Origin of the sequence: Agrobacterium bohemicum (genome assembly GCF_002896715.1) — a bacterium.
In the GTDB taxonomy this organism is placed as follows: domain Bacteria; phylum Pseudomonadota; class Alphaproteobacteria; order Rhizobiales; family Rhizobiaceae; genus Agrobacterium; species Agrobacterium bohemicum.
In genome coordinates this window covers 14,435-40,567 of the sequence record NZ_PGEL01000022.1, presented here as the reverse complement: position 1 = coordinate 40,567, position 26,133 = coordinate 14,435, and the positions used below count along the sequence as shown (strand labels likewise).

General features: G+C 56.0%; 24 protein-coding genes and 1 pseudogene. 17 read left to right on the top strand and 8 right to left on the bottom strand.

What is annotated here, in order from left to right; all coding sequences use genetic code 11:
• Positions 1-16 precede the first annotated feature (16 nt).
• Entirely contained in the window at positions 17-1,039 is a 1,023-nt protein-coding gene (gene lpxK, locus CUC55_RS07830; RefSeq protein ID WP_103087480.1) for a tetraacyldisaccharide 4'-kinase, read from the top strand.
• A gap of 98 nt (positions 1,040-1,137) precedes the next feature.
• Positions 1,138-1,461 carry a hypothetical protein gene (locus CUC55_RS07825; protein ID WP_067648420.1) on the top strand — a complete coding sequence of 108 codons (324 nt, stop codon included), beginning with the start codon at positions 1,138-1,140 and terminating at the stop codon, positions 1,459-1,461.
• A gap of 49 nt (positions 1,462-1,510) precedes the next feature.
• Here the strand turns inward: CUC55_RS07825 and CUC55_RS07820 are convergent, their stop codons facing one another.
• The 3 genes from CUC55_RS07820 to mutL form a co-directional block, all read right to left on the bottom strand.
• Positions 1,511-2,008: a YciE/YciF ferroxidase family protein gene (locus CUC55_RS07820; RefSeq protein ID WP_103087479.1), complete on the bottom strand. Its 498-nt coding sequence runs from the start codon at positions 2,006-2,008 to the stop codon at positions 1,511-1,513.
• A gap of 128 nt (positions 2,009-2,136) precedes the next feature.
• Positions 2,137-2,373: a DUF2093 domain-containing protein gene (locus CUC55_RS07815; RefSeq protein WP_103087478.1), complete on the bottom strand. Its 237-nt coding sequence runs from the start codon at positions 2,371-2,373 to the stop codon at positions 2,137-2,139.
• 74 nt (positions 2,374-2,447) lie between these two features.
• Positions 2,448-4,265: a DNA mismatch repair endonuclease MutL gene (gene mutL, locus CUC55_RS07810; protein WP_103087477.1), complete on the bottom strand. Its 1,818-nt coding sequence runs from the start codon at positions 4,263-4,265 to the stop codon at positions 2,448-2,450.
• Between the two features lie 334 nt (positions 4,266-4,599).
• On the opposite strand from mutL, the gene CUC55_RS07805 reads away from it, so the two are divergent.
• Both CUC55_RS07805 and CUC55_RS07800 read left to right on the top strand, forming a co-directional pair.
• Positions 4,600-6,264, top strand: a complete 1,665-nt coding sequence (locus tag CUC55_RS07805) for a response regulator (RefSeq protein ID WP_103087476.1) — start codon at positions 4,600-4,602, stop codon at positions 6,262-6,264.
• A gap of 140 nt (positions 6,265-6,404) precedes the next feature.
• Positions 6,405-7,766 (top strand): putative bifunctional diguanylate cyclase/phosphodiesterase, encoded by a 1,362-nt coding sequence (locus CUC55_RS07800; RefSeq protein ID WP_067649023.1) that lies wholly within the window; start codon positions 6,405-6,407, stop codon positions 7,764-7,766.
• An 88-nt stretch (positions 7,767-7,854) separates the two neighbouring features.
• On the opposite strand, the gene CUC55_RS07795 is transcribed toward CUC55_RS07800, so the two are convergent.
• The 4 genes from CUC55_RS07795 to CUC55_RS07780 all read right to left on the bottom strand — a co-directional run bounded on the left by CUC55_RS07795 (position 7,855) and on the right by CUC55_RS07780 (position 11,077).
• Positions 7,855-8,742 (bottom strand): SMP-30/gluconolactonase/LRE family protein, encoded by an 888-nt coding sequence (locus CUC55_RS07795; protein WP_103087475.1) that lies wholly within the window; start codon positions 8,740-8,742, stop codon positions 7,855-7,857.
• A 3-nt stretch (positions 8,743-8,745) separates the two neighbouring features.
• On the bottom strand, positions 8,746-9,375 hold the full coding sequence (locus tag CUC55_RS07790; protein ID WP_103087474.1) for a 2-dehydro-3-deoxy-6-phosphogalactonate aldolase: 630 nt from the start codon (positions 9,373-9,375) through the stop codon (positions 8,746-8,748).
• Positions 9,376-9,386: 11 nt separating this feature from the next.
• The gene (locus tag CUC55_RS07785) at positions 9,387-10,304 is read right to left on the bottom strand and encodes a 2-dehydro-3-deoxygalactonokinase (RefSeq protein WP_103087473.1); all 918 of its coding nucleotides are present in this window, start codon (positions 10,302-10,304) and stop codon (positions 9,387-9,389) included.
• Entirely contained in the window at positions 10,304-11,077 is a 774-nt protein-coding gene (locus CUC55_RS07780) for an SDR family NAD(P)-dependent oxidoreductase (protein ID WP_103087472.1), read from the bottom strand. The genes CUC55_RS07785 and CUC55_RS07780 overlap by 1 nt, the downstream gene beginning before the upstream one ends.
• Before the next feature lie 79 nt (positions 11,078-11,156).
• On the opposite strand from CUC55_RS07780, the gene CUC55_RS07775 reads away from it, so the two are divergent.
• From CUC55_RS07775 to CUC55_RS07715, 13 genes and pseudogenes are all read left to right on the top strand, one after another.
• Positions 11,157-11,981: an IclR family transcriptional regulator gene (locus CUC55_RS07775; RefSeq protein WP_103087471.1), complete on the top strand. Its 825-nt coding sequence runs from the start codon at positions 11,157-11,159 to the stop codon at positions 11,979-11,981.
• Positions 11,982-12,155: 174 nt separating this feature from the next.
• A complete protein-coding gene (locus CUC55_RS07770) occupies positions 12,156-12,896 on the top strand; it encodes a helix-turn-helix transcriptional regulator (protein ID WP_103087470.1) in 741 nt (246 codons plus the stop codon).
• 77 nt (positions 12,897-12,973) lie between these two features.
• Entirely contained in the window at positions 12,974-14,197 is a 1,224-nt protein-coding gene (locus CUC55_RS07765; RefSeq protein ID WP_103087469.1) for an ABC transporter substrate-binding protein, read from the top strand.
• A gap of 102 nt (positions 14,198-14,299) precedes the next feature.
• Positions 14,300-15,421 (top strand): Mrp/NBP35 family ATP-binding protein, encoded by a 1,122-nt coding sequence (locus tag CUC55_RS07760; protein WP_103087611.1) that lies wholly within the window; start codon positions 14,300-14,302, stop codon positions 15,419-15,421.
• A gap of 402 nt (positions 15,422-15,823) precedes the next feature.
• Positions 15,824-16,802, top strand: a pseudogene (locus tag CUC55_RS07755) (magnesium transporter CorA family protein).
• A 93-nt stretch (positions 16,803-16,895) separates the two neighbouring features.
• Positions 16,896-18,734: a potassium transporter Kup gene (locus tag CUC55_RS07750; protein ID WP_245417726.1), complete on the top strand. Its 1,839-nt coding sequence runs from the start codon at positions 16,896-16,898 to the stop codon at positions 18,732-18,734.
• Positions 18,735-18,877: 143 nt separating this feature from the next.
• Complete coding sequence (locus tag CUC55_RS07745) at positions 18,878-20,053, top strand: cell wall hydrolase (RefSeq protein ID WP_103087610.1); 1,176 nt, start codon at positions 18,878-18,880, stop codon at positions 20,051-20,053.
• Positions 20,054-20,323: 270 nt separating this feature from the next.
• Positions 20,324-20,689 carry an AtpZ/AtpI family protein gene (locus tag CUC55_RS07740; protein ID WP_067648380.1) on the top strand — a complete coding sequence of 122 codons (366 nt, stop codon included), beginning with the start codon at positions 20,324-20,326 and terminating at the stop codon, positions 20,687-20,689.
• Positions 20,690-20,756: 67 nt separating this feature from the next.
• A complete protein-coding gene (locus tag CUC55_RS07735; protein ID WP_103087467.1) occupies positions 20,757-21,506 on the top strand; it encodes a F0F1 ATP synthase subunit A in 750 nt (249 codons plus the stop codon).
• A 70-nt stretch (positions 21,507-21,576) separates the two neighbouring features.
• Entirely contained in the window at positions 21,577-21,804 is a 228-nt protein-coding gene (locus CUC55_RS07730) for a F0F1 ATP synthase subunit C (protein WP_027673924.1), read from the top strand.
• Between the two features lie 78 nt (positions 21,805-21,882).
• Positions 21,883-22,521, top strand: a complete 639-nt coding sequence (locus tag CUC55_RS07725) for a F0F1 ATP synthase subunit B (RefSeq protein ID WP_103087466.1) — start codon at positions 21,883-21,885, stop codon at positions 22,519-22,521.
• Between the two features lies 1 nt (position 22,522).
• Positions 22,523-23,008: a F0F1 ATP synthase subunit B gene (locus tag CUC55_RS07720; protein ID WP_103087465.1), complete on the top strand. Its 486-nt coding sequence runs from the start codon at positions 22,523-22,525 to the stop codon at positions 23,006-23,008.
• Positions 23,009-23,532: 524 nt separating this feature from the next.
• Positions 23,533-25,365, top strand: a complete 1,833-nt coding sequence (locus tag CUC55_RS07715; protein ID WP_067648368.1) for a HAMP domain-containing methyl-accepting chemotaxis protein — start codon at positions 23,533-23,535, stop codon at positions 25,363-25,365.
• Here CUC55_RS07715 and CUC55_RS07710 read toward each other — a convergent pair.
• The gene (locus CUC55_RS07710) at positions 25,362-26,024 is read right to left on the bottom strand and encodes a ribonuclease HII (protein WP_103087464.1); all 663 of its coding nucleotides are present in this window, start codon (positions 26,022-26,024) and stop codon (positions 25,362-25,364) included. The genes CUC55_RS07715 and CUC55_RS07710 overlap by 4 nt on opposite strands.
• Positions 26,025-26,133 lie beyond the last annotated feature (109 nt).

Below are 26,133 nucleotides of genomic sequence, written 5' to 3'. Positions count from 1 at the left end.
GGGAGTTTGGAGACTGATGGTTTCAGAAGCGCCGCCATTCTGGTGGGAACAGCCCGGCTGGCAAGCATGGGCTCTGTCGCCGTTTTCTTTTCTGTATGGCAAGGTTGCCGGACGGCAGATGCGAACGTCGAAACGTGCATCTGTGTCGGTCCCCGTCATCTGCATCGGCAATTTNACCGTGGGTGGCGCAGGCAAGACACCAACGGCTATCGCCATCGCAAAGGCTGCAATCGCCAAAGGTCTGAAACCCGGTTTCCTCAGCCGTGGCTACGGTGGAACGCTGGATGTCACGACGCTTGTCGATGCCAGCCACCACCGTTCGGTCGATGTCGGCGACGAGCCGCTTTTGCTGGCACGAGAGGCAACGACCGTGATTTCGAGAAAGCGTGTCGACGGTGCACACAGGCTGGTCGCAGAAGGCGTTGACCTCATCATCATGGATGACGGCTTTCAAAGCGCCAGACTGACGCTGGATTATGCCCTTGTCGTCATTGATACCCAGCGCGGCGTCGGTAACGGCCGCCTGGTTCCGGGCGGCCCCGTTCGCGCGCCGATGGCTGAACAGATGCGTCAGCTCTCGGCCATTCTGAAGGTCGGTAATGGGCAGGCGGCAGATGCCATCGTGCGAACCGCATCGCGCGCCGGAAAGCCTGTTTTCGTCTCCTCCATTCAGCCCCGGCCGCAGCCGGATTTTGCCGGTAAACGGGTGCTGGCCTATGCGGGAATTGCCGACCCGAACAAGTTTTATCGCACGGTCGAAGAGCTGGGAGGCGAGGTTGTCGTAAAGCGATCTTTCCCGGACCATCATCATTTCAGCGATGAAGACGTCCAGAACGTCATGAATGATGCGGCCAAATTCGATCTGTTGCCGGTGACGACAGCCAAAGATGCGGTGCGCCTGACCGGCCATCACGGCGCCAGTGCTTCATTGCTTTCAAAAAGTCTGGTCATCGAAATCGACATGATTTNCGATGATCCGACCGCACCGGGCTTGATGATCGATACTGCAATCGAAAATTACCGTCGCCGTAGACTTTGACGCATATGTCCGGTTTTTGAACTCACCGAGGAACAATCGCGGCTCGCAGCGCTTCTCTTTATGACGTGTTCAAATTTGGACTGTGTGAGGAGAAAACGATGGCGCAAGACAAGGTCGAGAAGAAAGTATTCACACCGCGTGAAAGTCGGCAGGGCTTTCGCGGCAGCCCGGTGCTTGTCATTCTGGTGATAAGCCTTCTGCTTGCAGGTGCGGTATGGATCGTTGCTGAAACATGGGGAGAATCGACGGCGCCTGCGACATCGGAAGTCGCGCCAGCGCCGGGTCCCGGTACCCCTGTAACAACGCCAAACCCGGGCGCGCAAGGCACGAATACCTTCGATAACAACACGCCATCAGGCGCGACACCGCCGACAGAGGGTACGGACAAAAACCCGAATTCCACGAACACCACGACCCCATAACGAAAAAAGCCGGGCAAAATGCCCGGCTTTCTTTAGCTTTNAAAGAAGGTCAAGCAGCCTTTTGAGCCGCCGCGTTCACCGAAGCAGTGGCCAGCTTCGTCAGCGCTTCATCAGTTGTGGACTCTTCATTCAGTGTTGCGTCGAGAAGCGGTACGACCTTTGTGTGTCCAAGCTTTTCGGCCCAGGCCTTCAAGGTGCCATAACGGGTGATTTCGTAGTGTTCGACAGCCTGTGCTGAAGAAATCAGGCCCGCATCGAGGGCGGCGGTACCCTTGTAGTCTTCGATGATTTCTTCACCCTCGGCGATGATGCCTTGAATGGCTTCACAGGTTTTGCCCTGAGCGCGCTTGCCGATCAGCTCGAAAACGTCCTGAAGCCGCTCGATGTGCCCCTGGGTTTCTTCCTTGTGCTTCTCGAATGCCGCTTTCAGCTTTNGGTCGGTTGCTGCACGCGCCATCTTGGGCAGCGCTTTCAGCACCTGACGCTCGGCGTAGTAGATGTCTTTCAGCGTATCGTAAAAANGATCGTCGAGTGTTTTCTCGGCCATGGTCATCTCCCATTGAAANTCGTGCTTTNGCATCACACTCCGGGCTAACCAGCGCCGGATGCGATCGTTCCTGCTCGATTGCGCACAACTTCAATTAATTTTGGAAATGTGTTTTCGGGACCGAGACGTCAAGCGCCGCGTTTTTGATTTGGCAGGNCGCCNGCCCGTTTTTCTGCCTCGAGCGATGCAGCTGCATCGGCGTATGGCTCCTGGCGGACCACGCTCCAGTAACGCAGTTCGTCGATTGGAATATGTTTGCCGGACATGGCGCAGGTGACATATGAACCGGTCTGCACGATGCGAATATCGCCATCGAGGTAATCGATCTTGGCCTCGCGATTGCTGCCGCCTTCAAATCTGTTCATCTGTATTGTCTCCTGACGCCCGGTCTTTTTAGCTTTGCCGCAGCGAGAATACCAGCCGCGATACCGGGAATATCTCAACTTCTGCCGAACAGCTTTTCGATGTCCGCAAGCTTCAGTTCGATATAGGTCGGGCGTCCGTGGTTGCACTGGCCGGACCCCGGCGTATTTTCCATCTGCCGCAACAACGCGTTCATCTCTTCGGGCCGCATGCGTCTGCCTGCGCGCACGGAACCGTGACAGGCCATCGTCGCCGCGACATATTCCAGCTTGCTGGCAAGGCTGCCCGCCGTATCCCACTCGGCGATTTCATCGGCGAGTTGTCGCACCAGCCCNTGCACATTGACTTCACCAAGCATCGCAGGCGTTTCGCGCACGGCAACGGCACCCGGCCCGAAGCGCTCAAGGGCAAGCCCCATGCTGTCAAAGCCGCTTGCATGCTGCATCAGCCGGTCGCAATCTTCTTCCGGCAGATCAATGATTTCAGGAATGAGCAAAACCTGTGAAGCGGGGCGTTTGGCGTGAAGACCCTTGCGAATTTCCTCGAACACCAGACGCTCGTGCGCCGCGTGCTGGTCCACGATCACAAGCCCGTCTTCCGTCTGGGCAACGATATAGTTGGCATGCACCTGCGCCCGTGCCGCACCCAGCGGATAGCGCGACGCTTCTGTCACCGTCGTCGTGTTCTCAGCCATGTCGCTATGATCCGCACGCGCCGTCGGCATGGTGATGTCGGTAAAGCGCGATTGTGCGGTTTCGTGCAGAGACAGGCCGTGTGAAACGGAAAGGGGACGGGACGGAGAGTTGGCTGGCGACCATGCCTGCGATGAAAAGGGCCGCACCGCCGATGGGCTGTATCCTGGACGAAACGCATTCATCATCTGCGCCGCCCCGGTGGTTGCGGCCCGGTCTCCCTCCCGCGCCAAGGCCTGACGCACAGCGCCGACGATCAGCCCGCGCACCAGTCCGGGGTCGCGAAAGCGAACATCGGACTTTGCCGGGTGTACGTTCACATCCACAAGTGCGGGGTCGAGCTGCAAAGCCAGAACTGCAATCGGGTAACGGCCGTGCGGTATGGTCTCGGCATAGGCACCGCGAATGGCGGAAAGCAGCAGCTTGTCCTGCACCGGGCGCCCGTTCACAAACATATATTGATGCGCTGAGTTACCGCGATTGAAGGTCGGCAAACCCGCAAACCCGGTCAGTGTCACATCTTCGCGCTCGGCATAGATCTCGATTGCATTGTCCTTGAAATCGGCTCCAAGAATTTGTGCCATTCGCGCCAGGTGGTCGTCACCCGTTGCCGGGAACTCCAGTGTCGAGCGGTCCGTGCCTGAGAGAACGAAGCGGATATGCGGAAACGCAATCGCCATCCGCTTGACGATTTCGGTAATGGCTGCCGCCTCTGCCTTTTCTGTCTTCAGGAATTTCAAACGAGCGGGCGTGGCGAAGAAAAGGTCGCGGACTTCAACGATGGTGCCGGTGTTTGAAGGGGCGGGCCGAACAGGTGAAACCTTGCCGCCTGCCACCGAAATAATCGCACCCTCGGACGCGCCCTGCTGACGGCTGGTAATCGTCAGTTTNGCCACTGAACCGATGGAGGGCAGGGCCTCACCCCGAAANCCCAAAGTACGGATATCGTCCAGCGCTATCGAAATCTTCGATGTGCAATGCCTGCGGATTGCCAGTTCCAGATCATCAGGCGACATTCCGCTGCCATTATCCGCAATCCGCACAAGCCCTTTGCCACCGCCGGCAGTCGCGATCTCGATGCGTGTCGCGCCGGCGTCGATGGCGTTTTCGATCAGTTCCTTGGCAGCACTCGAGGGGCGCTCGATAACCTCGCCTGCGGCAATCTGATTGATGAGGGTTTCGGAAAGCTGTTTGATGGACATGACGCTATTTTCGTGGATTCGCCCGTCTTGTGAAAGGGAAATCAGACGGATTGGCGAAGATGCACTGGTTGTCCCGCTAAATATTTCTGCGAAACAACGTTAAGCGCCTCTTAAGGGAAAGCTTCTAGGGTGCAACCAGCTTGAAATGAGTGCAGCATCTATTTCCCTTCGGCTATGCCAAGGGTGTGTGACGGAAAGTCGGGGCCGTCGCATTATCGTGAAAAGTCTGCTTCGAGCTCTAGCCCGCATGTCCGATCGTTTTAGCCATTTCCGGTGGTCATTGGCCAATTTTGTGAGTGTACTTCGCCTTGGGACGTGCGTGTGAGGATTTGCGATGAAAGGTGAGGCGGCGGTTTACGCAGACATTCACACTGCCATGCTTGACGCTGTTTGCGATACGATATCCTCCGCATTGATCATCTATGACCGCGACGATCATATCGTTTTTATCAATAATCGCCTTCTTCATTATCTACCTGTCTGTGAAACCAAGCTAAAGGTCGGCACCCGGCTTCGGGACTTTTTGGCGGCTGTCTACGATGGTCGAAGGAAAATCGACAGCGACTCCTTGCCGCGTGGTGTGGAGCGTGAAGACTGGATCGCCGAACAACTCTCATCACACTGGAAAGAGCGTTCCGAAACGGTTGAGCCGCGTGCCGGTGGCAGATGGCTGCGCCTCGTCAAAAGACGCTTCCCGTCGGGTATGGGGATTTGCGTCATCACGGACATTTCAGAGCAGAAGCAGCGCGAAGACCAGTGGCGTTCCGATATCGAGCGGGTGCAACTGACCGAAGAAATTCTGGATACGCTGCCGCTTTCGATCTTTGTCAAGGATCGTAACACCACCTACGTCGCCGTCAACAAGGCCGGTTGCACGCTGCTGGAAACGTCTGCCGATCTCATTCTAGGGCGCACCGTTTTTGATATCCACGCCGACCCGCTGGCTTCGCGGATCGACACGATGGATCGTCATGTTCTCGAAACGGGCAACCCGGCGATTTTGCCCGAACGGGTTACGCGTCTGACAGGTGAGGAAGTCCTTGTGATCACGAGAAAGCAGCGGGTGGGTAAGCCCGGTCGCTATTTCCTCGTGACCACGATGGATGACGTTACGACCTTTGCAACGGCCGAAGCCGATGGCAAGAGCGTCATTCGCGGGCTGGAACATATGGCGTTCACGCCGTCGTCCTATCTGGAGGACGAACATCACCAGTCCTTACAGATATTGAAGGGTCGCAGTATTCTCCTTGTCACGCCCAACGCCCATCTGGGAGAGCTGGCACACAGGAAAATGGTCACCGTCGGTGTTGATTGCGCGGTCGCGGCCAGCCACGCTGAAATGAAAGCCTTCATGGAATTTGCCGCGTCGGCCAGCGTGCGGATCGATCTGGTTATTGTCGACGTGCAACTGGACATCGCCTGTCTGGACTTGCCGCAGAGCTATGGCTTGGATGCCATGACTGTCGATGATTTCCAGTTGGAAAGTTCGCTGATCAACCAGATCACCCGTCATTTCCGCTTTCATGATCACGCGCTGCCCTTGGCATTGGCGGATGAAAGCCCCGAGATTTCCACCGGAAGCGCGCCGACCCCTCTGGGCAGGGCCGTGCTGGATGTGCTCGTGGTGGAAGACAACAATATCAACCAGATTGTTTTTGCACAAATCCTCGAAAGTCTGGGGCTGAGCTACAAANTCGCTACCACCGGCAAGCAGGCATTGCAGCTTTTCGAACAGGAAAAACCGTCCTTCGTTCTGATGGACACGACGCTGCCGGATTTTGACGGTTTCGAAGCAACCCGTCGCTTGCGCAAGATGATGGTAGCGGCCCCCAACCCCACGCCGATCATCGGCGTCATATCGCTGGCCTTCGAGGGTGACAGGCAAGCCTGTCTGGATGCCGGTATGGACGACATGTTGTTGAAGCCTGTTAGCCCCGACATGGTGGAAATGCTGTTCAAGCGGCACATGCCGCACAGCCAAGATCGCATTCGCGGTTGACCGACGTCATAACCCCCGCGAGGGACGCAATTCCAGTGAAANTCGATGGCTATTTCGCAGACTTTAGCGATAGTGGTTTCTTAAGAGAAAAACCGCATTGTCATCGAAACTTCCCACAATCCTTGGGTCAGGATGCGCGCATGAAATTGCTAGAGCCGGATGCGCCGCAGGTAAGCCAGCATGAGTTGCAGGCTATGGCTTACAGCGATCCGCTGACGGGACTGGGAAACCGTTACAGGCTCCGCGACAAGATCCGCATGTTGGCCGCAGAACGGGCCAGTGACCCGGCGCCGTTCACGATCGGTGTTGCGAATATCGACGGTTTCAAGCCAATCAACGATCTTTTCGGTGTCGAAGCCGGGGATGAAATTCTCTGTCAGGTTGCCCATCGCCTCAAGGCTTGCGTGCCGGATGGTGCCGTGGTCACCCGTCACGATGGCGATGAATTCGCATTCGTATTGCCGCTCGTCTTCGAGCGCTCCGGCGCTGAACGCATTGGCTACATGATCAAGGATGTTTTGTCTGCGCCTTATGATCTGGGTGACCGGAACGTGCGGCTGTCCTCCTCCTTCGGCTTTGCAATCTACCCCTTTGCGGGCGAAGAATTCGAAGATTTGCTGAAGAGCGCGGAAACCGCTCTTTATCGTTCGAAGCGTCGCGGCAGCGGTCAGATCACCGTTTATTCGCGTGAAATTGCGCAGGAGATGAAACGCGCGACGCAGCTTGAACAGGCTTTGAGAAACGCTATCATCACGGATGCCGTCGACGTGCATTTCCAGCCGATCGTCCGTCTGAGCGATGCCACGGTTCTAGGCTTTGAAGCGTTGGCCCGGTGGAACGATCCGGATCTCGGTTTCGTATCACCTGCCGTGTTCGTGCCGCTGGCGGAAGAACGCGGCTTCATCGATGCTCTCTCGGAAACGCTGTTGCGAAAAGCCGCACAGACGGCACTCTCCTGGCCGCGAGAGCTGTTCCTGTCCTTCAATCTGTCGTCGGCGCAATTGATGGACCCGACTACGGCTGAGAACATCCTGTCTATCCTGCGGCGCGTCGGCCTCGATCCTCGCCGTGTGGAACTGGAAATTACCGAAACGGCGGTCATGACATCGGCCGATACCGCCCAGCGCATCATTAGTGAACTTCAGCAGGCGGGCGTGCGCATTTCTCTGGATGACTTCGGTACCGGTCAATCAAGCCTGGGCCGTCTGAGAGACTTTTCCTTCGACAAGGTCAAGATAGACCGCGCCTTCGTCTCCCGCATCAGCACGGACCGTCCCTCAGAACACATCATCAAGGCTATCGTTGCGATGTGCGACGGGCTGGATCTTGAGGTCGTTGCAGAAGGCATCGAGGATAAGACGGAAGCCGAGAAATTGCGCAACCTCGGTTGCGCCATGGGGCAGGGCTATTTCTACGGCCGCCCGGTTGATGCAGCCGCCACCCATCGTTATCTTCAGGAAAATTATCGCGACATGTCAGCCTCTGGCCGCGAATTCGGATAGGAAGTTCGTAGGCTCTTCCAGAGAACCCAAACCTCTCCTCCATCATCCCCGGGACAAGCCCGAGGATGATGATACTGAGGCGCGCATATTAAGCCTTGTAGGCTGCATCCAGTACGCCATTGACCTCGATACCGAGGTCGAAAGTCGCACCGTAAAGTGGATTGGCTTTGATCGTCGCTTCGTCCAGACCTTCGCAAGCAGACGTCACGGCCAGACGGTTGGCCTTCGCGCCAAAAAAGACCGGGCATGTGGCCTGCTTTGCTGGCACCTGATATCGGTCGAGATGCGTCCCGGTTGATGAATAGCGATCGACCGCACCCTTGCCCCAGCGGGCGTTCCAGATATGGCCATCAGCATCGCAGATCGCGCCGTCCATGCCGCCGTCCTGTCCTGCCTGATCGATCAGCACCGTAGCCGGGCCGTTCGGAAGGCCGGTCGTGGGATCGAGAGGAAGGCTCATGAGCCGGTTCACTTTCGTGTCGACATAATATCCCGTCGCGCCATCGGGTGAAAAGCAGATGGCGTTGGAAATGCTGATGTCGTCGAAAAGCTTTGTCACCACGCCCTTGGCCACGTGATAGATTGCGCCCGCACCGGTTTCGGCCTTTTTGCCCATGGTGCTGATCCACAATGCGCCGCTCTGGTGAACACGTCCGTCATTGGAGCGGTTGCCGGGCTTGCCGGGTTCGAAATCGGAATGCAGGAACAGGTCGCCCGTTGCCCGGTCGCGGATGAACAGACCCTCGTCGGAAGCCAGCAATTGGCGTTTCTCATCGATCCGCGCCACGACGCTTGCCATGAAAGGCAGGGCATGCACCGTTTTTTNACCGGTTGCGTGGTCGAGTTCGTGAAGCTCTTTTCCCAGAATATTGAGCCAGAACAGTGAGTTGGTTATCGGGTCGAAGCTTGGACCTTCGCCGAGCAGCATCGGTGTGGGATCAAGCACCGTTCCTGCAAATTCATGGATATCAGTCATGGTTCAAGCTCCTATCGCAGCGTCGTAGGCTTTGATGGTCACGAGCGCGCGCTCGCGCACATCTGCCGCCGTCATGCCAGGTTTATAGAGGCTTGTCCCAAGGCCGAAAGCGGTCATGCCGATGCTGGTATAATCGCCGAAATTCTTGTCGGAAACGCCGCCAACCGCCGCAACCAGCGTATCCTTAGGCAAAATGGCGCGGATCGCGTTGATGCCGGATGGCCCCAGAACACTTGCCGGGAAGAATTTCAGGCCGGTTGCCCCGGCTTTCAAAGCCAGCAGCGCTTCCGTTGGCGTCAGTACGCCGGGCATCGTGACCATGCCCTTTTCCCGCGCAGCCGTGATGACCTCGACATCGACATTGGGGCTGACCATCAGTTTGCCGCCGNSCGCATCAAGCTTTGCGACATCGTCCACCGTCAGCACCGTGCCGGCCCCGATCAGCGCATCCGCAGGCGCAAGCTTTGCCGCGATTTCGATGGAGCGAAACGCATCCGGTGAGTTGAGCGGGATTTCAATGGCCCGCAGGCCGCTTTCCAGGAGGGCCGTTACGACACCCTCGGTTTCTTCCGGCCTGATGCCGCGAAGAATGGCGACAAGCGGATAGGTCATGGGTGGGAAGGGAATACGCATTAGAAGTCTCCTCAGTGCCAGATGGCGTTGGCGGCTGCAACAAGCCCGCGGCGAACGGCTTCATCCGCATCAATTGTTATGAATTCGATAGATAGTGCAGCGAACGCTGCCTTGTAGAGTTCGCCCAACGCGCCTGACGCGATCAGCACGACTTTGGCATCCCTCGGCGCAGTGGAATGGGCGCCAGCAATCTCCAGGCCGATCATGGTGCCCGATAGTTTGGCCTTCGCATCCGTGGCAGAGAGACCGTTGAGAAGCTGCCCCGATCGGACGGTGAAAAACCGGTTCGTTGCCATTTGCGGATGTTTGTAGCTGTCGGCTACGGCAGCCTGGAAGGCGGGCAAGTCGCCAGTGAAATTCGCCGCATCGGTCATGGCATGGGAANGGATGGAATGTTTCGAGATGACGTCGAATATTTCACCGGTCATGAAAGTGGAAANGCCTGTCACCTTCAAATCGCTGACACTCACCCATTTTGAATGGGTTCCCGGCATGCAGACAAGTTGCTGACCGGAGCTGTAATCTGCCGAAAGCGCCCCGAGAAGCTGGGTTTCTTCGCCCCGCATGACATCAGGCATATCTATCGCGCGCTGCGCAAGTCCGGGCAAAATGCGGACATCGCTGGCTTCCCCGGACACACGGACTGCGCCCTTCAATACATCGGACAAATCAGCGGGAACGTCGACATATCCTGCCTCGACCCAGCCCTGACGCGCCCCGGCCATGCCGCAGATGATGACGGGAAGGCCATCGGGTGCGGAGAGAGCGGTAAGATGTGATGTCAGCACGTTGGCAAAGCCGGTCCGCATGGCTGTGGTCATGCCTTCGGCACTGCGCCGTTCGCCGAGAATCTCGCCGGAGTTGCTCATAAGCCAGAGCCGGAAGCTGGTCGTGCCCCAGTCTACGGCAACAAATGCGGCATCGGACATTACAAANGACCTCCATCGATGATGATTGTTTGAGCCGTCATGGCGGCAGACGCCGAAGAGGCCAGAAATATGCAGGGACCGACAATATCTTCAGCGGTCAGGACACGCTTGAGGCACTGGCGGTTCATGGTCTGAGAAATAGACGCATCCGTCAGCCACAATTCCTTCTGCCGCTCCGTCACGATCATGCCGGGCAGGATTGCGTTGACGCGAATGTTTTCCGGACCGAGCCGTCCGGCCAGGCTTTTCGTCAACCCGATGATACCGGCTTTTGCCGCAGCATAGGCGGGCAATGCCCCCATATTCAACAGATAGGAAATAGACGAAAAATTGATGATCGATGCACCTTCCGCTCGACGCAGATGCGGCAGCGCCGCTTGCGTGACGAAAAAANCCGGCTTTAGATTGACCGCGTGATTGGCATCCCAGTAGTCGCTGGTCACGGTGTCTATATCGTGCCGGTCGTCCCAGGCAGCGTTGTTCACCAGAACCTTGATGCCGCCTGTCGCTTCCGCCGCCACGGTCACCGCCTGTGCCAGTTGCGACTGGTCACGGAGGTCTGCGTGGGCATAAAACACCGGATGCCGTGTTCGCCCCGACAGCGTATCGACAAGTTTTCTGCTGGCCGCTTCATCGATGTCGATAAAGGCGACGTTCGCACCAAGCTGTGCAAAAGCAGTCACCAGAGAAGCGCCGATGCCGGAGCCGCCACCGGTGATAAGTATGCCTTGATTCTCGAATTCGGAAACTTGTGAAGAATATTCGCTCGACATGACGCCCGGCAAGGATTAAAAGTTCCATTATTTGGAACTAAGTTTCATTTGATGGAATAGTGCCCTTGCCCTCTTGGCAATGTCAAGCGCGGCAATTGCGCGCGTGGAGAATACCATGGCGTCCGCCGATCGCGAAAAGATGACCGGAACGCTTGGCAAGGCGATATCCTTGCTGGAACTTGTTGTTCTGTCGCCGCAGCCACTTCGCTTTACCGATATTCTTCAGCTGTGCGAACAACCCCGTGGCACGCTTCACCGTCAACTCGGACATCTCGTGGAGGAAGGCCTGCTGGAGCAGAAGGATGATCAGACTTACGTGGCGGGCTTGAGGCTCCTGACATTCGCGTCGCAGGCGTGGAGTGGAAATGACCTGCGCTCCATCGCAGCGCCGCATCTTCGCATTCTGCACGAAAAAACACAGGAATCCGTTCACCTAGGTGTGCTGCGCGGCGCAGAAATTGTTTATCTCGACAAGATCGACGGCAAGCATGCGGTGCGGATGTATTCGCAGATCGGTCGCGTTTCGCCCGCCTATTGCACGGGAGTTGGCAAAGCTGCCCTGTCGCTTCTGCCGGACGCAGAGCTTGATGCCGTTGCTGCAACCATGGATTTNCATGCCTACACCTCGAATACGATCCTGTCTGCAACCCGTCTCAAANCGGCGGTTGAAGATATCCGCAGCCTTGGTTTNGTTTTTGATCTGGAGGAGCATGAGACTGGGATTCAGTGCATTGCGGTGCCCATAATCGCACCCGGCCAACGGTTTTACGCGGCGATTTCAGTAACCGGTCCGGCTTATCGTTTGACGCAAGAGCGTCTTGCAAGCTGGTCCGATATTGTTTGTGAAGCTGCACAGAATATCGCATCGGATCTATTTGTTCGCCTTCCTCCAATACGTCAATAATCTAATATAATTTGGGATTTAATGACCAGTAAGAAGAGCTGATGCAAAAAAANGTGCGATGTATGGATACAATCAACTTTTATTTGCAAAAANTGGCCCATTGATATTCATGAGTTAACAATCTTCTGATAGTTAATATTTTATTTTACGCGATCTTGTGAAGAAACAAAAACGATGTTGAACTCTGAATTTTGCAACTCTTCGCATCCTGGTGCAGAATGCGCGCGCGATGTGGAAGAGCTGAAAACCCAATTCGATATATTCCGCTTTCTGAAAAAACTAACTGAAGCCTGGGGAATGAAGGCCTTCATGGTCCTCAATATCCCCTCTCATGTGGCGCAGGAGTTGTCGCAATATACGGTCATTACCAATTGGCCCGCGGAGTTGCTGCACCAGTATGATCATGAGGGACTGCTCTCGCGCAGCAATGTGCTTCGGACGCTGAAGCAATCATCTGTGCCATTTTCGGTCGATATGGAATTCACCACGCGCGGCCACGACGACGCTACTGCCAAGAAAATTTCGGAGCTCTTTGGTCGATTTGGCATGGGCAACTCTCTATGGTGTCCGGTCCAAGACCCATCCGGTCAGAGAGGTGCTGTCTCGTTTCATGGCGAAACATTCAATCTAGAGCCAAAACGCATCGCAGAAATTGCGTTTATTGCGGCACATGTTTTCAGCCGCCTAGCTTATGTCCGCAGTCTCGATGCCCGGGTTCCGGAAACGTTGACGGATCGGGAGATAGACTGTCTGAACTGGACTGCGGCAGGCAAANCCAGCGCTGAAATTGCCGAGATTCTGACACTGTCCGAGCATACCGTTAATCATTACCTGAACCGCGCAACCAAAAAGCTCAATACAGTCAACCGCACGCAGGCGGTCGCAAGAGCCTTGCGTATTGGCATCATAAAATAGGAATATTTTCGATTTTATGATTGTTATCTACAGGGACCTAAGCAATTCTCGGGTTACTCGCGGCAGGGGAGATTCGTTTGGCGGCATCGAAACGCTTCAAGGCTGGATTTTCTCCGACGATTGATTGCGCAGTCCTTGTTGTTGCTCTCGAAAAAGGCTTCGCCACCGACGAGAGCCTTTCTCTTGAACTGGTGAGAAGACCGTCCACCGCTGACCTTTTGGCCGACTGGGAAACGATCGATCTCCAAGGCCTCCATCTGTCTGCAACCTTGCCCGTTGCCTCTGCGCTTGGGTTGCCTGATCTGCCAGCCAATCTCGTCGCGCCTTTTGTTTTGGCCACGGGCGGCGCAACCTTCGCCGTATCGCAGGTTTTGCACGACGACCTCGCCGAGCAGGGGATGAAGATACCTGATCCCGGCACCCTTGCGCGGTCTCTTGCCCGTGTAGCGGCGTCGCGGCAGACGGCGAAGCTCCAGCCATTGGTTTNCGCCGTCGAACATCGTCTGGCGGTTTCGGTGTTCGAACTGCGTTACCTGTTGGATAGCGCGCATATGCGCATCGGCCATGACGTCAACCTCGTCGTAGCTGCACCCGTCGATATGCCGAAAATGCTGGAAACGGGCGATATTGACGGGTTCTATGTCGCAGAGCCCCACGGGACATCTGCCGTTCTTCAGGGTACGGCGCGCATCGTGACGACAAAGTCCCATATCTGGCAGAACGCGCCGGAAAAGGTTTNGGCTGTGTCGCGCGATTGGGCAAGCACCCAGCCAGCGACACTGGAGGCGCTGTTACGCGCGCTTTATCGCTCTGGCGAATGGTGCGCCAGTCATGCCAATATCGAGGAACTCGCGGGTATTCTGGCTGCTCCACATTATCTGGACGTGGATGGTGATCTCATCCTGCCCGCCCTCACAGGCTTTATCTCGCATTCTCCCGCCAGGATGCTGGAACGCCCCGGCTTTTTTTCGACCAGCAATAAGGCTGCGAATTTTCCCTGGCAGAGCCAAGCGCTGTGGTTCTACAGCCAGATGTTACGGTGGAACGATTGCCCCCNGGAATTCGCCGGAGATGCGAGTGCCTATGAGGCCGCATGCGAGGCCTTTCGCCCAGACCTGTTCCGTAACGCGATGAAGCCGATCTTCGCGCCGGTTCCCGCAGCCAATATGAAGCTTGAGGGCACGTTGCAGGCGCCGGTTCACGTCGGTGCATCGCGGTCCGGCCTTGTTCTGGGGCCAGATGCCTTTTTCGACGGGCGCATCTTCGACCCCGAAAAGATAGCGCCCGGCAACGAAAACTGAGACGCGGCTGTTACCCGTTCCGACCATTTTATGCTTTACCATTGGCGAAACAGGCGCGGTTGGGTATTGAAGACCGGCGCATCGGGCGCGATGGATACCGGCATGACACAGGGCGACAAGAAGCAGATCGAGCAGGCGTTGGAAAACGTTGTCTATCCTGGCAGCGATAAAAACATTGTCGCGCTGGGCATGGTGTCGGAAATCTTCATTGCGGATGCAAAAGCCTATTTTTCCATTACCGTTCCAGCGGACAAGGCCGACGACATGGAGCCGTTGCGACTTGCAGCCGAAAAGGCAGCCCTTGGCGTACACGGCATAAANTCGGCCATGGTCGCTCTGACGGCCGATCGCAAGCCGGGCTCGGCCCCTTCGCCAAGAGCAGCGGCGGCTCCCCCGAAATCGCCGCCGCAGCCGCGCACCAAGGCAGGTGTGCCCGGTATCGGGGCGATTATCGCTGTGGCATCCGGCAAGGGCGGCGTCGGAAAATCGACGACTGCCGTCAATCTGGCGCTCGGGCTTCAGTCGCTCGGCTTGCGCGTTGGCATTCTGGATGCCGATATTNACGGACCTTCGCTGCCTCGATTGCTGAAGATTTCCGGCCGCCCGCAGCAGGGCGAGGGCCGCACCATCATGCCTATGGAAANCTATGGCCTCAAGGTCATGTCCATGGGCTTTCTGGTGGATGAAGAAGCCGCCATGATCTGGCGCGGGCCGATGGTGCAATCAGCTCTGTTGCAGATGCTGCGCGAGGTGGCCTGGGGAGAACTCGACGTGCTGGTGCTGGATATGCCGCCTGGCACAGGCGATGCGCAATTGACCATTGCCCAGCAGGTGGCGCTGGCGGGTGCCGTTATCGTATCGACCCNGCAGGATATGGCGCTGATCGATGCCCGCAAAGCCGTCACCATGTTTAACAAGGTCGAAGTGCCTATCCTGGGTGTCATCGAAAATATGAGCTATTTCATCGCGCCGGATACGGGTGCCCGCTATGATATTTTCGGCCATGGCGGCGCAAAGGCAGAGGCCGAACGTATTGATGTGCCTTTTTNGGGGGAAGTGCCACTGACCATCTCCATTCGCGAGTTGTCAGATGCCGGAACGCCAGTCGTCGTGGCAGAGCCGAATGGACCACAAGCGCAGATTTACCGTGATATTGCGCAAAGGGTATGGACCCAGGTCGGGGCTGATGTCCGCAGGCCGGCGCCTCGGATCGTGTTCGAATAATAAGCAGCTATCGATGCACGGTGCGCATAGCACTTGATCTTTCGTACGGCTTGACAGGGCCTCGCTTAGGTAGAACTCTGTCGTGAATTGCTGTTTTAACGAGAGGTGCCAAAGCGCAGCGCCCTTTGTGTTTTTCTATTAATATACTGAAATATATTGGTTTTTATCAAAAAANTTAGCATGTTTTTGTGATGGTTTCTCCAACGTGGTCCGGTGTGCTTTTNGCGGAGTGTCGCATCGGTTGGACTGGCGCTTTAAAAAAATACTCCTTGATTCTTCCGGGCATAGGGAGCATAGGCCGCGCCGTTTGATCCGCCGTCCATCCGGACGTTTGCGGAAGCCACACATGATGTGTTAGAGCAGCCTACCGGCATTTGTCGGTGTGCTGACCGGAGAAACTGATTGATCAAAGCCTATCGCTCGAATTGCGAGGCAATCAGCCTGTCGGCGGACCAATCGGTCACGCAGATTTCGGACGATATTGTCTGGATCGACCTGATCAACCCTGACAGGGCCGAAGAAACTCTCGTCGAAAAAGCGCTTGGCGTCGAGTTGCCGACCCGCGAGGATTTGAAGGACATCGAGCCGTCCAGCCGCCTCTACACGGAAGAGGGCAATGTTTTCATGACCGGTTCGCTGGTATGGAACGCAAATTCCAACGATCCCCGGCTGACGGACGTCGCCTTTATTCTGGCAGGCAACCGGCTCGTTACCATTCGTTATGCGGAACCGAAGTCCTTCAACCTCTTCACTGCTGCCATCACACGTGTGCCGCATGAAATGCGCAGCGGTGCTGCCCTTCTGTTGAAACTGCTCGAAACCATCGTGGATCGCACCGCAGAAATTCTCGAAAATTCCGTCGTTGGCATCGATACGGTCGCGGCTGGTATTTTTGGAGAGCAGGCGCGCAGCAAACGCAAGGCGCCGCGCTATCTCGAAGACAAGATCGCAGATATCTCCGCTTATCACCGGCTGATATCGAAGGTGCGTGACAGTCTGGCATCGCTGGCTCGCCTGCAATCGTTTCTACAGGCAACACCCAACGTGCAGCAGGACAAGGAAGCCAAGGAAACGGGCCGCTCCATCGGCCGCGATATTCAGTCTCTGTCTGAGCACGCCTCGTTTATCTCCGGCAATCTGACCTTTCTGCTGGATGCGGCGCTTGGCATCATCAATGTCGAGCAGAACGCAATCATCAAGATTTTCTCCATCGCGTCGGTCGTTTTTNCTGCCGCCAACACTCGTGGCATCCGTTTACGGAATGAACTTTAACGTCATGCCGGAGTTGCAGTGGTCCTATGGCTATCCTCTGGCAGTCGTCGTCATGCTTGTATCGGCAATAATTCCGTTCATTTTTTNCCGCTGGAAGGGCTGGCTCTAACCGGTCAGAATCACAATGTCTCATACCTTGGATAAGGAAGACCTCGGCAAGCCGGAAGCGGATGATCACCGCCTCAAGGGCTTGTTCGCGGCCATGCTGGGCTCTATCGGTGTCGTCTATGGCGACATCGGCACCAGCCCGCTCTATGCCTTTCGCGAAGCACTGAAACCGATTTCACATGACGGCATCACCGAGGCTGAGGTCATCGGTCTCATATCGCTGATGATCTGGGCGCTGACCATCATCGTCACCATCAAGTACATCTGTTTTCTGCTTCGGGCGGATAATGATGGCGAAGGCGGCACATTGTCGCTGCTGGCGCTTTTGATGAAATCGGCTGGTAGCAAGCGCGGTGTGCTGATCATGCTGGGNCTCATCGGAGCCGCACTCTTCATGGGTGACGCCATGATCACGCCAGCGCTTTCCGTGCTGTCAGCGGTGGAGGGTCTGAAACTCGTCACGCCAGAGATGGATTCCTTTATCATCCCCATCTCCGTCGTCATTCTTGTCGGTCTGTTTGCCATCCAGTCCCATGGCACTGAAGTCGTTGCAAAGTTCTTCGGCCCCATTACAGCCGTCTGGTTTCTGGTTATGGGTCTCGTCGGATTCCTGCATATTTCGGATGACTACAGAATCCTCTATGCTTTCAATCCATACCATGCCGTCGAATTTCTGCTGGCCGAGGGGTTTNACGGCATCGTCGTTCTCGGCGCTGTCTTCCTGACGATCACCGGTGCCGAAGCCCTCTATGCGGATTTGGGGCATTTTGGCCGTAGACCCATTCAATGGGCGTGGTTCGTGCTGGTCTTTCCCGCTCTCACACTCAATTATCTCGGTCAGGGCGCGCTGGTTCTCAAAGACACGGCCGCAATGTCCAATCCGTTTTATCTGATGTTCCCGCAATGGGCGCTGCTTCCCGCCGTCATTCTGGCGACAGCCGCCACCATCATCGCCAGTCAGGCGGTTATCACAGGTGCCTTCTCGCTCGTGCGTCAGGCCATCCACCTCGGTTATCTGCCGCGGATGGAAATCCTCTTCACGTCTGAGACCAATACGGGGCAGATTTACCTGCCTTCGGTCAACACTGTTCTGTTGTTCGGCGTCGTTGCGCTGGTGTTGACGTTCAAGAGTTCGGACGCACTGGCCACCGCCTACGGCATCTCCGTGACCGGCGCGATGGTTGTTACCAGCCTGTTGTTCTTCCAATTTGCCCGCAGTCACTGGAAGTGGTCGAAGTCTCTGGCCATGCTGGTGATCTTCCCGTTCATTTCGCTTGAACTCATCTTCCTCGGTGCCAACCTGTTGAAGATCCACGATGGCGGTTACGTACCGGTGTTGTTGGCCATGGCTTTCGTCATCATCATGATGACATGGCAGCGCGGATCGAAAATCCTGTTTGCGAAAACCCGCCGCACCGACGTGCCGCTGAAAGCCTTCGTAGCCTCGGTCGAAAAGGAAAGCTCGCATGCCCCTGTGCGTATTCCCGGCACAGCCATCTTCCTCACGGGCGACCCTGAAACGGCACCTGCGGCGTTGCTGCACAATCTCAAACACAATCACGTTCTGCACGACAAGAACGTCATCCTGACGATCCGCACCGAAGACACGCCCCGTATCCACCCGGACAAGCGTTACACGATCACCAAGATCAGCGAACGTTTCGTGGTTGTCGAGCTTCACTTCGGTTTCATGGAAACCCAGAACGTCACACAGGCCTTGGGCTATCTGCGCCGCACCGGTTACAAGTTCGATATCATGTCCACGTCGTTCTATCTGGGCAGACGCAAACTGGTGCCTGACCCCAAATCCGGCATGCCGGNCTGGCAGAACCGTCTGTTCATCGCCCTTGCGGAAACCTCGGCAGACCCGTCTGATTACTTCAGACTTCCGGCCAACCGCGTGGTGGAACTCGGTTCACACGTGGTGATCTAAAACCGTCACTTTTCTGACGACACGGCTTTTTCGTTATCGCCACACGTTAACGTGAAGGCATTTGGGTCTGGCCCGTTAACCAAGCATCAAGGTTAATGAGAGATTATTCGGCTGTGTAGCAGTGTGTTGCGTTGTCCGGAGTACTGGTTTNGCGTTCAAAGAAAGTATCGCGTCGCGGGTTCTTCTTCTCGTTTGAGAAATGGACATCGCCTGTTGTCTTCGGCCTTGCCGCCTGGCTTGCCTTTCCCTCCTTCGCCGCACGCGCCGATCTGGCGTCCCTCCTGGCAGGGCTCGATGCCGGGGGTGAGCAGTGGCGAATGGTCCTGACCAATTCTCCTGCGGGTTCGGTTCACAGCGCCTCACTGGCATTCAACGACGCCGATGCGGCGCCAGCGCTCAACGGGGCAGGGATGATTACACCCGATGGCCGCAAGGTCGCCTTTGTCACGGGTAAGAACGGCAAGGAAACCACGCCGGACAGCGACCGCGTCAACCGCGCCGCCAAGAAGGGTCGCGTTGTCTCCTCGGAGGTCATGCAGCCGCCGAAAGCGTTCACTGCGGGATCGGTTCTGCAACGCACCAGCATGCTGGATGTCGAACCGATGAAGCGGAAAGATCGCACCGCTTTCGTCAAGCCGAAGAAGAGCAATGACATCGAGCTTGCCTCCTTCTATTTCCGCCGTGATGAAACCAAGACCGAGAAAAGCGTTTCGCCTATGGTGGCGGAACTGATCACCAATCGCTCCGCCGATATACTGGCAACCGCCTACGCGCCGCCAGAACCGGATTTCGCGCGCGAATCGCCCTTCGACGCTATCCTCAAAAAGCCCGACGCCGGACGCTTCGTTCCGCAGATATCTGCCGACGACCACGCCTGGGCGGCGACGCCGCTGCCAGCGGAAGTGTTTTCAGCAGCCGAGCAGCAATGCCTGGCATCCGGCATTTACTTCGAGGCGCGGGGCGAATCGGTCAAGGGTCAGGCCGCCGTCGCGCAGGTCATTCTCAACCGTGTCCGCAACCCGTCCTATCCCAAAACCATCTGCGGCGTGGTCTATCAGAACAAGGACTGGCGCAATCGCTGCCAGTTTTCCTTCGCCTGCGACAATATCAAGGACCGGATCAACTCCGAGCGTCACTGGAAANTGGCGAGAGAAGTTGCCATCGCAACCTCGGCTGGCAAGATATGGTTGAACGAAGTCGGTTCTGCCACCCACTATCATGCCGTTTACGTCCGCCCAGCCTGGGGGAAGTCCATGAAAANGGTGGGTAGAATCGGTTTGCACGTCTTCTACCGGACCTATGGCGGTGGATGGAGCTGATATTTCGGGCTTTTTACCGGGATAAGAGTATCAAAATTGCCGATTCCACGGCCTAACGACGTCACGAATTTGCGAAAATTAGCCAAGCCTTTGTTTNCATGATGTAATTTTGTACATTGTGAACCACCTTCTGTGCCTTGACTAGCGAAGTCCCTAAAACTATGTTGCGCCCGACTTCAGAGCGGGCTGGAACATGCTCAAAGCCCTGCCGTTTACAACTCCAAAGAGTTCTGGCACGACCGGAATGGAGCAAAANGGCAGGATTTGAAAATGACCGGCAACCGTAACGATAGTCTGGAAGAGCGCCGCAAGCACCTGGCCGATGAGTTGGCCAAGGTGAAGTCGGATGACGAGGCAGAGAGACGAAGCGAGCAGAATGCGCAGGAGAGCCGAAAAGGCTTTGCACTTGCGATCAAGCTGTCTTCAGAATTCATCTCTGCCATCATCGTTGGCGCCATGCTGGGCTATCTTCTGGACTATTTTGTGGGCACGTCACCGTGGGGGATGATCGTTCTTCTTCTTCTCGGATTTTGTGCTGGCGTATTGAACGTTCTGCGTTCTGCCGGAGTGGTGGCAAAGCCGCCGCTTCTCGAAGGTGGGCTGGGACAAGACAAGAGTGGAAAGCAGGGCGATTGATATCGCTGCTCTCCATATGAGACGTTAAAGTGTCGCCTTTCGCGGCAAANGGTAAAGAGGGCATACGTTGGCAAACGATCCGACCCATCAGTTCATGGTTACGCCGATCATCCCGATTGAGATCGGCGGCGTCGATTTTTCGTTCACCAATGCGTCTCTGTTCATGGTCGCAACGGTCGCAGCAGCGTCCGGTTTCCTGTATTTCGCAACGTCGAACCGCGGTCTGATCCCAACCCGCATGCAGTCCGTTGCTGAAATGTCCTACGAATTCATCGCTTCGATGCTGCGCGAAGGCGCCGGCAAAAAGGGCATGGTGTTCTTTCCGTTCGTGTTCTCCTTGTTCATGTTCGTATTGACAGCCAACCTTCTCGGCATGTTCCCGTATTTCTTCACCGTCACCAGCCAGATCATCGTGACATTTGCGCTGTCGTGCCTCGTTATCGGAACCGTCGTCGTATACGGCTTCTACAAACATGGTCTGAAATTCCTCGGAATTTTTGCGCCGACGGGTGTACCGGCGGTTCTTCTGCCGCTTGTGTCGTCCATTGAAATCATTTCCTTCCTGTCGCGTCCTATCAGTCTTTCCGTTCGTCTTTTCGCGAACATGCTGGCAGGTCACATCACGTTGAAGGTTTTCTCGGGCTTCGTCGCTTCCATGGGTGCCTTGGGCGCACTTGGTATCGGTGGCGCAATCCTGCCCNTCATCATGACGGTCGCAATGACCGGTCTGGAATTTCTCGTCGCCTTCCTGCAGGCATACGTCTTCGCGGTACTGACTTGCATGTACCTGAACGACGCCGTGCATGGCGGTCACTGAGAAGTAAAGTCGCTGACCCCAAGATCGGGTGTCAAACATAGCCGCAAACAACCATTCTAAGGAGCTTAACATGGAAGCGGAAGCAGCAAAGTACATCGGCGCAGGTCTCGCATGCCTCGGCATGGCTGGTACGTCCCTCGCTCTCGGCCGTATCTTCGGCGATTTCTTGTCGGGCGCACTGCGCAACCCGTCTGCCGCTGACAGCCAGTTCGGCCGTCTGGTATTCGGCTTCGCCGTTACGGAAGCTCTGGGCATCTTCTCGCTGCTCGTGGCTCTCCTTCTCCTGTTCGCTGTCTAATATCGGCATCAGGTATGGATCACGGCTCGCAGCAGCGTGCCGTGATCCTTCGCATTTGCACTACCCCTGGAGGTGAGCATGTTCGTGACCGAGGCTTTGGCCCAGTCAGCACCGGCGACAAGTGAAACGAATACCGGAACTCCGGCTGTCGGTCAGACCGCTCCGGAAGCAACGCATACGGAAACGGGAGTGGCACATGATGCCGGTCACGGATCTCCTGTGTTCCCACCGTTCGATCAGTCCACTTACGCATCCCAGCTTCTTTGGCTGGCCATTACGTTCGGCCTTTTCTACGTGCTCATGAAAANGGTCATCGTGCCACGTGTCGGCGGTATTCTTGAAGACCGTCACGGCCGTATCGCACAGGATCTCGATGAAGCGTCCCGGCTGAAGGCCGAAGCTGACGCTGCTATCGAAACATATGAAAAAGAACTTGCCGCTGCTCGCGCCAAGGCTGGCTCCATTGCCGCCGCCGCCCGCGATGCTGCGAAGGTCAAGGCTGATGCCGACCGTGCCGCAATCGCAGCTGAGTTGACCCAGAAGGTGAACGCTGCCGAGGCACGGATCCAGACCATCAAGCAGCAGGCATTCGCCGATGTCGGTGCCATTGCTGAAGAAACAGCAACTGCGATTGTCGATCAGTTGATCGGCACCAAGGTCACAGATGCAGATGCCAGAGCAGCCGTTGCCGCCGCATCCGCAGTGAAGGAGGTTTGATATGGCGTTTGATGCAACATTTTTCGCACTCGTCGGCCTCGTTCTCTTCTTTGTTCTGATTGCCTACCTGAAGGTGCCAGGCATGTTGGCAAGTTCGCTCGATGAGCGGGCGGGCAACATCAAGGAAGAACTGGCGGAAGCCAAGCGTCTGCGTGAAGAAGCCCAGCACCTGCTGGCCGAATATCAGCGCAAGCGCAAGGAAGCAGAAGCAGACGCAGCCAACATCATTGCGGCTGCCGAACGTGAAGCCGCAGCCCTGACGGCAGAGGCCAAGGTAAAGACGGAAGAATTCGTCGCCCGCCGCAATGCTCTGTCGGAGCAGAAGATCAAGCAAGCCGAAACCGACGCCATCAGCGCCGTTCGCTCTGCTGCTGTCGATCTTGCCATCGCCGCATCTGAAANGCTGATCGCTGAGAAGACGACAGCCGCTACCAAAGCCGGTCTTTTCAACAACGCTGTTGGCGAGGTCAAGGCGCGTTTGAATTGATCATACGAAGCCTGACGCATTAAAGCGTCTGTCGTAGATAAGTATGAGACCCCTGCCGAGAAATCGGTGGGGGTTTTTCTCATTTGTAGCTTACGTCGAAGGAATGGATTTAAGCCCGCACTTAGATACCAGATGCAACAACTTGGTTTGGACCTCAGAGTTTGCCTGTGCGGGTAAGATAGGAAGCTATCATTTNGTATAACTTTTAACAGTGCGGAGTAGATGTGTCTGGATGATGCGAGATAAGGTTGCATATTTCCAATGATATTGACCATCAAGACAAGAAATCCACTCGATCTGGACTATTAAAACTGCACATCGTCAATTGTTCAAATATTAATAAAATTTCAACTATGATGATGGAATATATCTATCACGGTATAGTATGAAATGCCTTGATACTCGGGAAGCTTCAATTTTCCAGTTCCGGCTAACTCTCAACCGTCTGAAATATTCTGTGCATGCGAATTTTTATCCAGCAGACATTTGAAGCGGTCGGACCATTCCGCGACGGGAGATTATTCATGAAGATATCCATAGGTGTTGTTCTTGCCGGTCTGTCTGGTATCATGTTGCTCGTCGCAGGCGTGCAGGGAAGTTTTTCGATTTCCTCCCTGAACCAGATCAGATCCGGGATCGACACGATCGTCGGTGAACGTGTTCCTGCTTTCATTCTGCTCGGCAGATTGAATGGCGAAGTCGGTAATATCCGAAATGCGCAGAGCTCCATCGTCAGTTCGACGCCAGACAGCCGGGCGCAATTCGAGACGCAGATGCAAGCTGCGCGGACGGCGCTGGATGCTGAATTCCGTGAATATCAAGGGTACCTTGTAGACGAGGCAGACAAGACGCATTTTGCTACCTTCGCAGAAAAATGGAAATTGTCCGAAGCGCGCTGGAGCGAGGTTGAGGCATCCCTGAAAAGCGGGAAGCCGGAAGAAGCACGATCGAAATTTGTGGGCGAGGCCTTGGCTGCGTACAACGACGCGAAATTGGCTCTCCAGAGCGCAGTCGACGACATGGAGAGTGATGTCAGAGCTGAGGGTGATACCACAACGCAGATCTCAGAATCTGCCGTCTTGCTCAACTACATCTCGCTTGGCATTGCTCTTGCAATTGGAACATGCGCGGCTTTATTTGGAAACTTCCATCTTGCAAGACCATTGGTGCGGATGACTGATCTCATGCGGCGCCTGTCCGATGGCGATACCAACATCACCATTCCGGCCCGTGAACGTAAAGATGAGATCGGTGCAATGGCGCAAGCTGTTGAGGTATTCCGCCTTGGTGCAATCGACAACAAGCGCTTGGAAGCGCAAGCGGAAAGTGATCGTAGACAGACCGAGATTGACCGATTGGCGGCGCAGGAGAAGGCAGAGGCCGATGCGAACGAGCGACTGAGAGCGGCGACATCCGGATTGGCGGATGGGTTGAAGCGCCTGGCCGCCGGTGATCTCGCGTTTCAGATCAATGATGTCTTTGCGCCGGATTTCGAATCGCTACGACACGATTTCAACCGCTCGCTCAAGCAGTTGGGTGGCACGCTGTCTGAAATCTCGCTTTCCATCGAAACGATGAATGACGGAACACGTGAGATCGCCCATGGCTCGGTGGATCTTTCCAAACGAACAGAACAGCAAGCGGCGACGCTGGAAGAAACAGCGGCAGCTCTGGACCAGATCACCGTCAATGTCGCCAGTTCCACGAAACGGGTCCAGGAGGCCCGTGGCGCTGCCACCGAAGCCAACCGTGCCGCAAAGCTGTCAGGAGACGTGGTTGCGACCGCAGTGGATGCCATGCAGCGGATCGAGCAATCATCAGGGCAGATTTCCAACATCATTGTCGTGATCGACGAGATTGCTTTCCAGACCAATCTTCTGGCTTTGAACGCAGGTGTAGAAGCTGCGCGTGCCGGGGAGGCGGGTAAGGGCTTTGCAGTGGTCGCGCAGGAGGTTCGTGAACTGGCGCAGCGTTCGGCAAAAGCCGCCAAGGAAATCAAGGAACTGATCAGCAAGTCGTCGGTAGAAGTCGAGAATGGCGTCAGTCTCGTGCGCCAGACAGGTGATGCTCTGAAGACCATCGAAAGCCATGTGACCGTGATGAACGAACACATGGGTGCGATTGCCACCTCGGCTCAGGAGCAGGCCACAGGCCTCGCCGAGTTGAACACCGCCGTCAACCAGATGGATCAGACGACTCAGCAAAATGCTGCGATGGTCGAAGAAACGACGTCCGCTACGTCGGCTCTTGCCAGCGAAAGCGACAAGCTGCGCACATTGTTGCAAAAATTCCAACTCGCCGCGAACCCATCACAAGGCCGGGATCATGGTTCCTATGAGATGAGACGCGCCAGCTAAGCACCTGCATCTACTCTCATCGGACGAAAGCTCATCCGATGAAGCGGGCAGGGGCCGTTTGCCTCAATAGCGCGCAAATGCGCTGGCGTTCCATACCCTGCATGTGATTCGAAGCCATAGGCCGGATGTAACAATCCGGCCTTTTCCATCATCNGGTCTCTGGTAACCTTGGCGATGATCGACGCGGCAGCAATGGACACCGAGCGACCGTCGCCTTTGATGACAGCCTTTGCTGCACAGGAAAGACCGGGAGGGATATCGCGCCCATCTGCCAGCACGATGGCGGGAGCGACGTGAAGTCCCAGCACAGCCCGGCGCATCGCATCCAGGCTTGCGCGCAAGATGTTCATGCGGTCGATCAGAACAGGGCCGGACGAGGCAACTGATACGATGGAGGTTTGAAGAATTTTCTCGAACAGAACTTCCCGACGCGCTTTTGAAAGCTTCTTTGAATCATCCAGGCCATCGGGAATATTGTCGGGNTCCAGAATAACCGCGGCTGCAACAACGGGACCGGCCAGAGGGCCACGTCCCGCCTCATCCGTTCCTGCTACCGGCCATTGACCGCGCCTTTTCGCTTCAAGTTCCAGACTGAAATCCGGGCCACTATCGAGCATGTCAAAAAGTGCGGGAGAATCGGATGCTGTGCGTTGCTTCATGCGGCAGAAACTCGCACAGGCAACCGATCTCCCGCAAGCCCCCGGTCGCAGCGTGTTTGCAACAGCCAAGGGGCGGTGGCTGTTAACACGAGGTCTCATGACCTCTGAG

What these genes read in the sequence shown, in the direction of transcription:
- CUC55_RS07715 (WP_067648368.1), top strand. Translation starts at nt 23,533, where the DNA reads ATGAAGATATCCATAGGTGTTGTTCTTGCCGGTCTGTCTGGTATCATG.
- CUC55_RS07740 (WP_067648380.1), top strand. Translation starts at nt 20,324, where the DNA reads ATGACCGGCAACCGTAACGATAGTCTGGAAGAGCGCCGCAAGCACCTG.
- CUC55_RS07800 (WP_067649023.1), top strand. Translation starts at nt 6,405, where the DNA reads ATGAAATTGCTAGAGCCGGATGCGCCGCAGGTAAGCCAGCATGAGTTG.
- CUC55_RS07825 (WP_067648420.1), top strand. Translation starts at nt 1,138, where the DNA reads ATGGCGCAAGACAAGGTCGAGAAGAAAGTATTCACACCGCGTGAAAGT.
- CUC55_RS07730 (WP_027673924.1), top strand. Translation starts at nt 21,577, where the DNA reads ATGGAAGCGGAAGCAGCAAAGTACATCGGCGCAGGTCTCGCATGCCTC.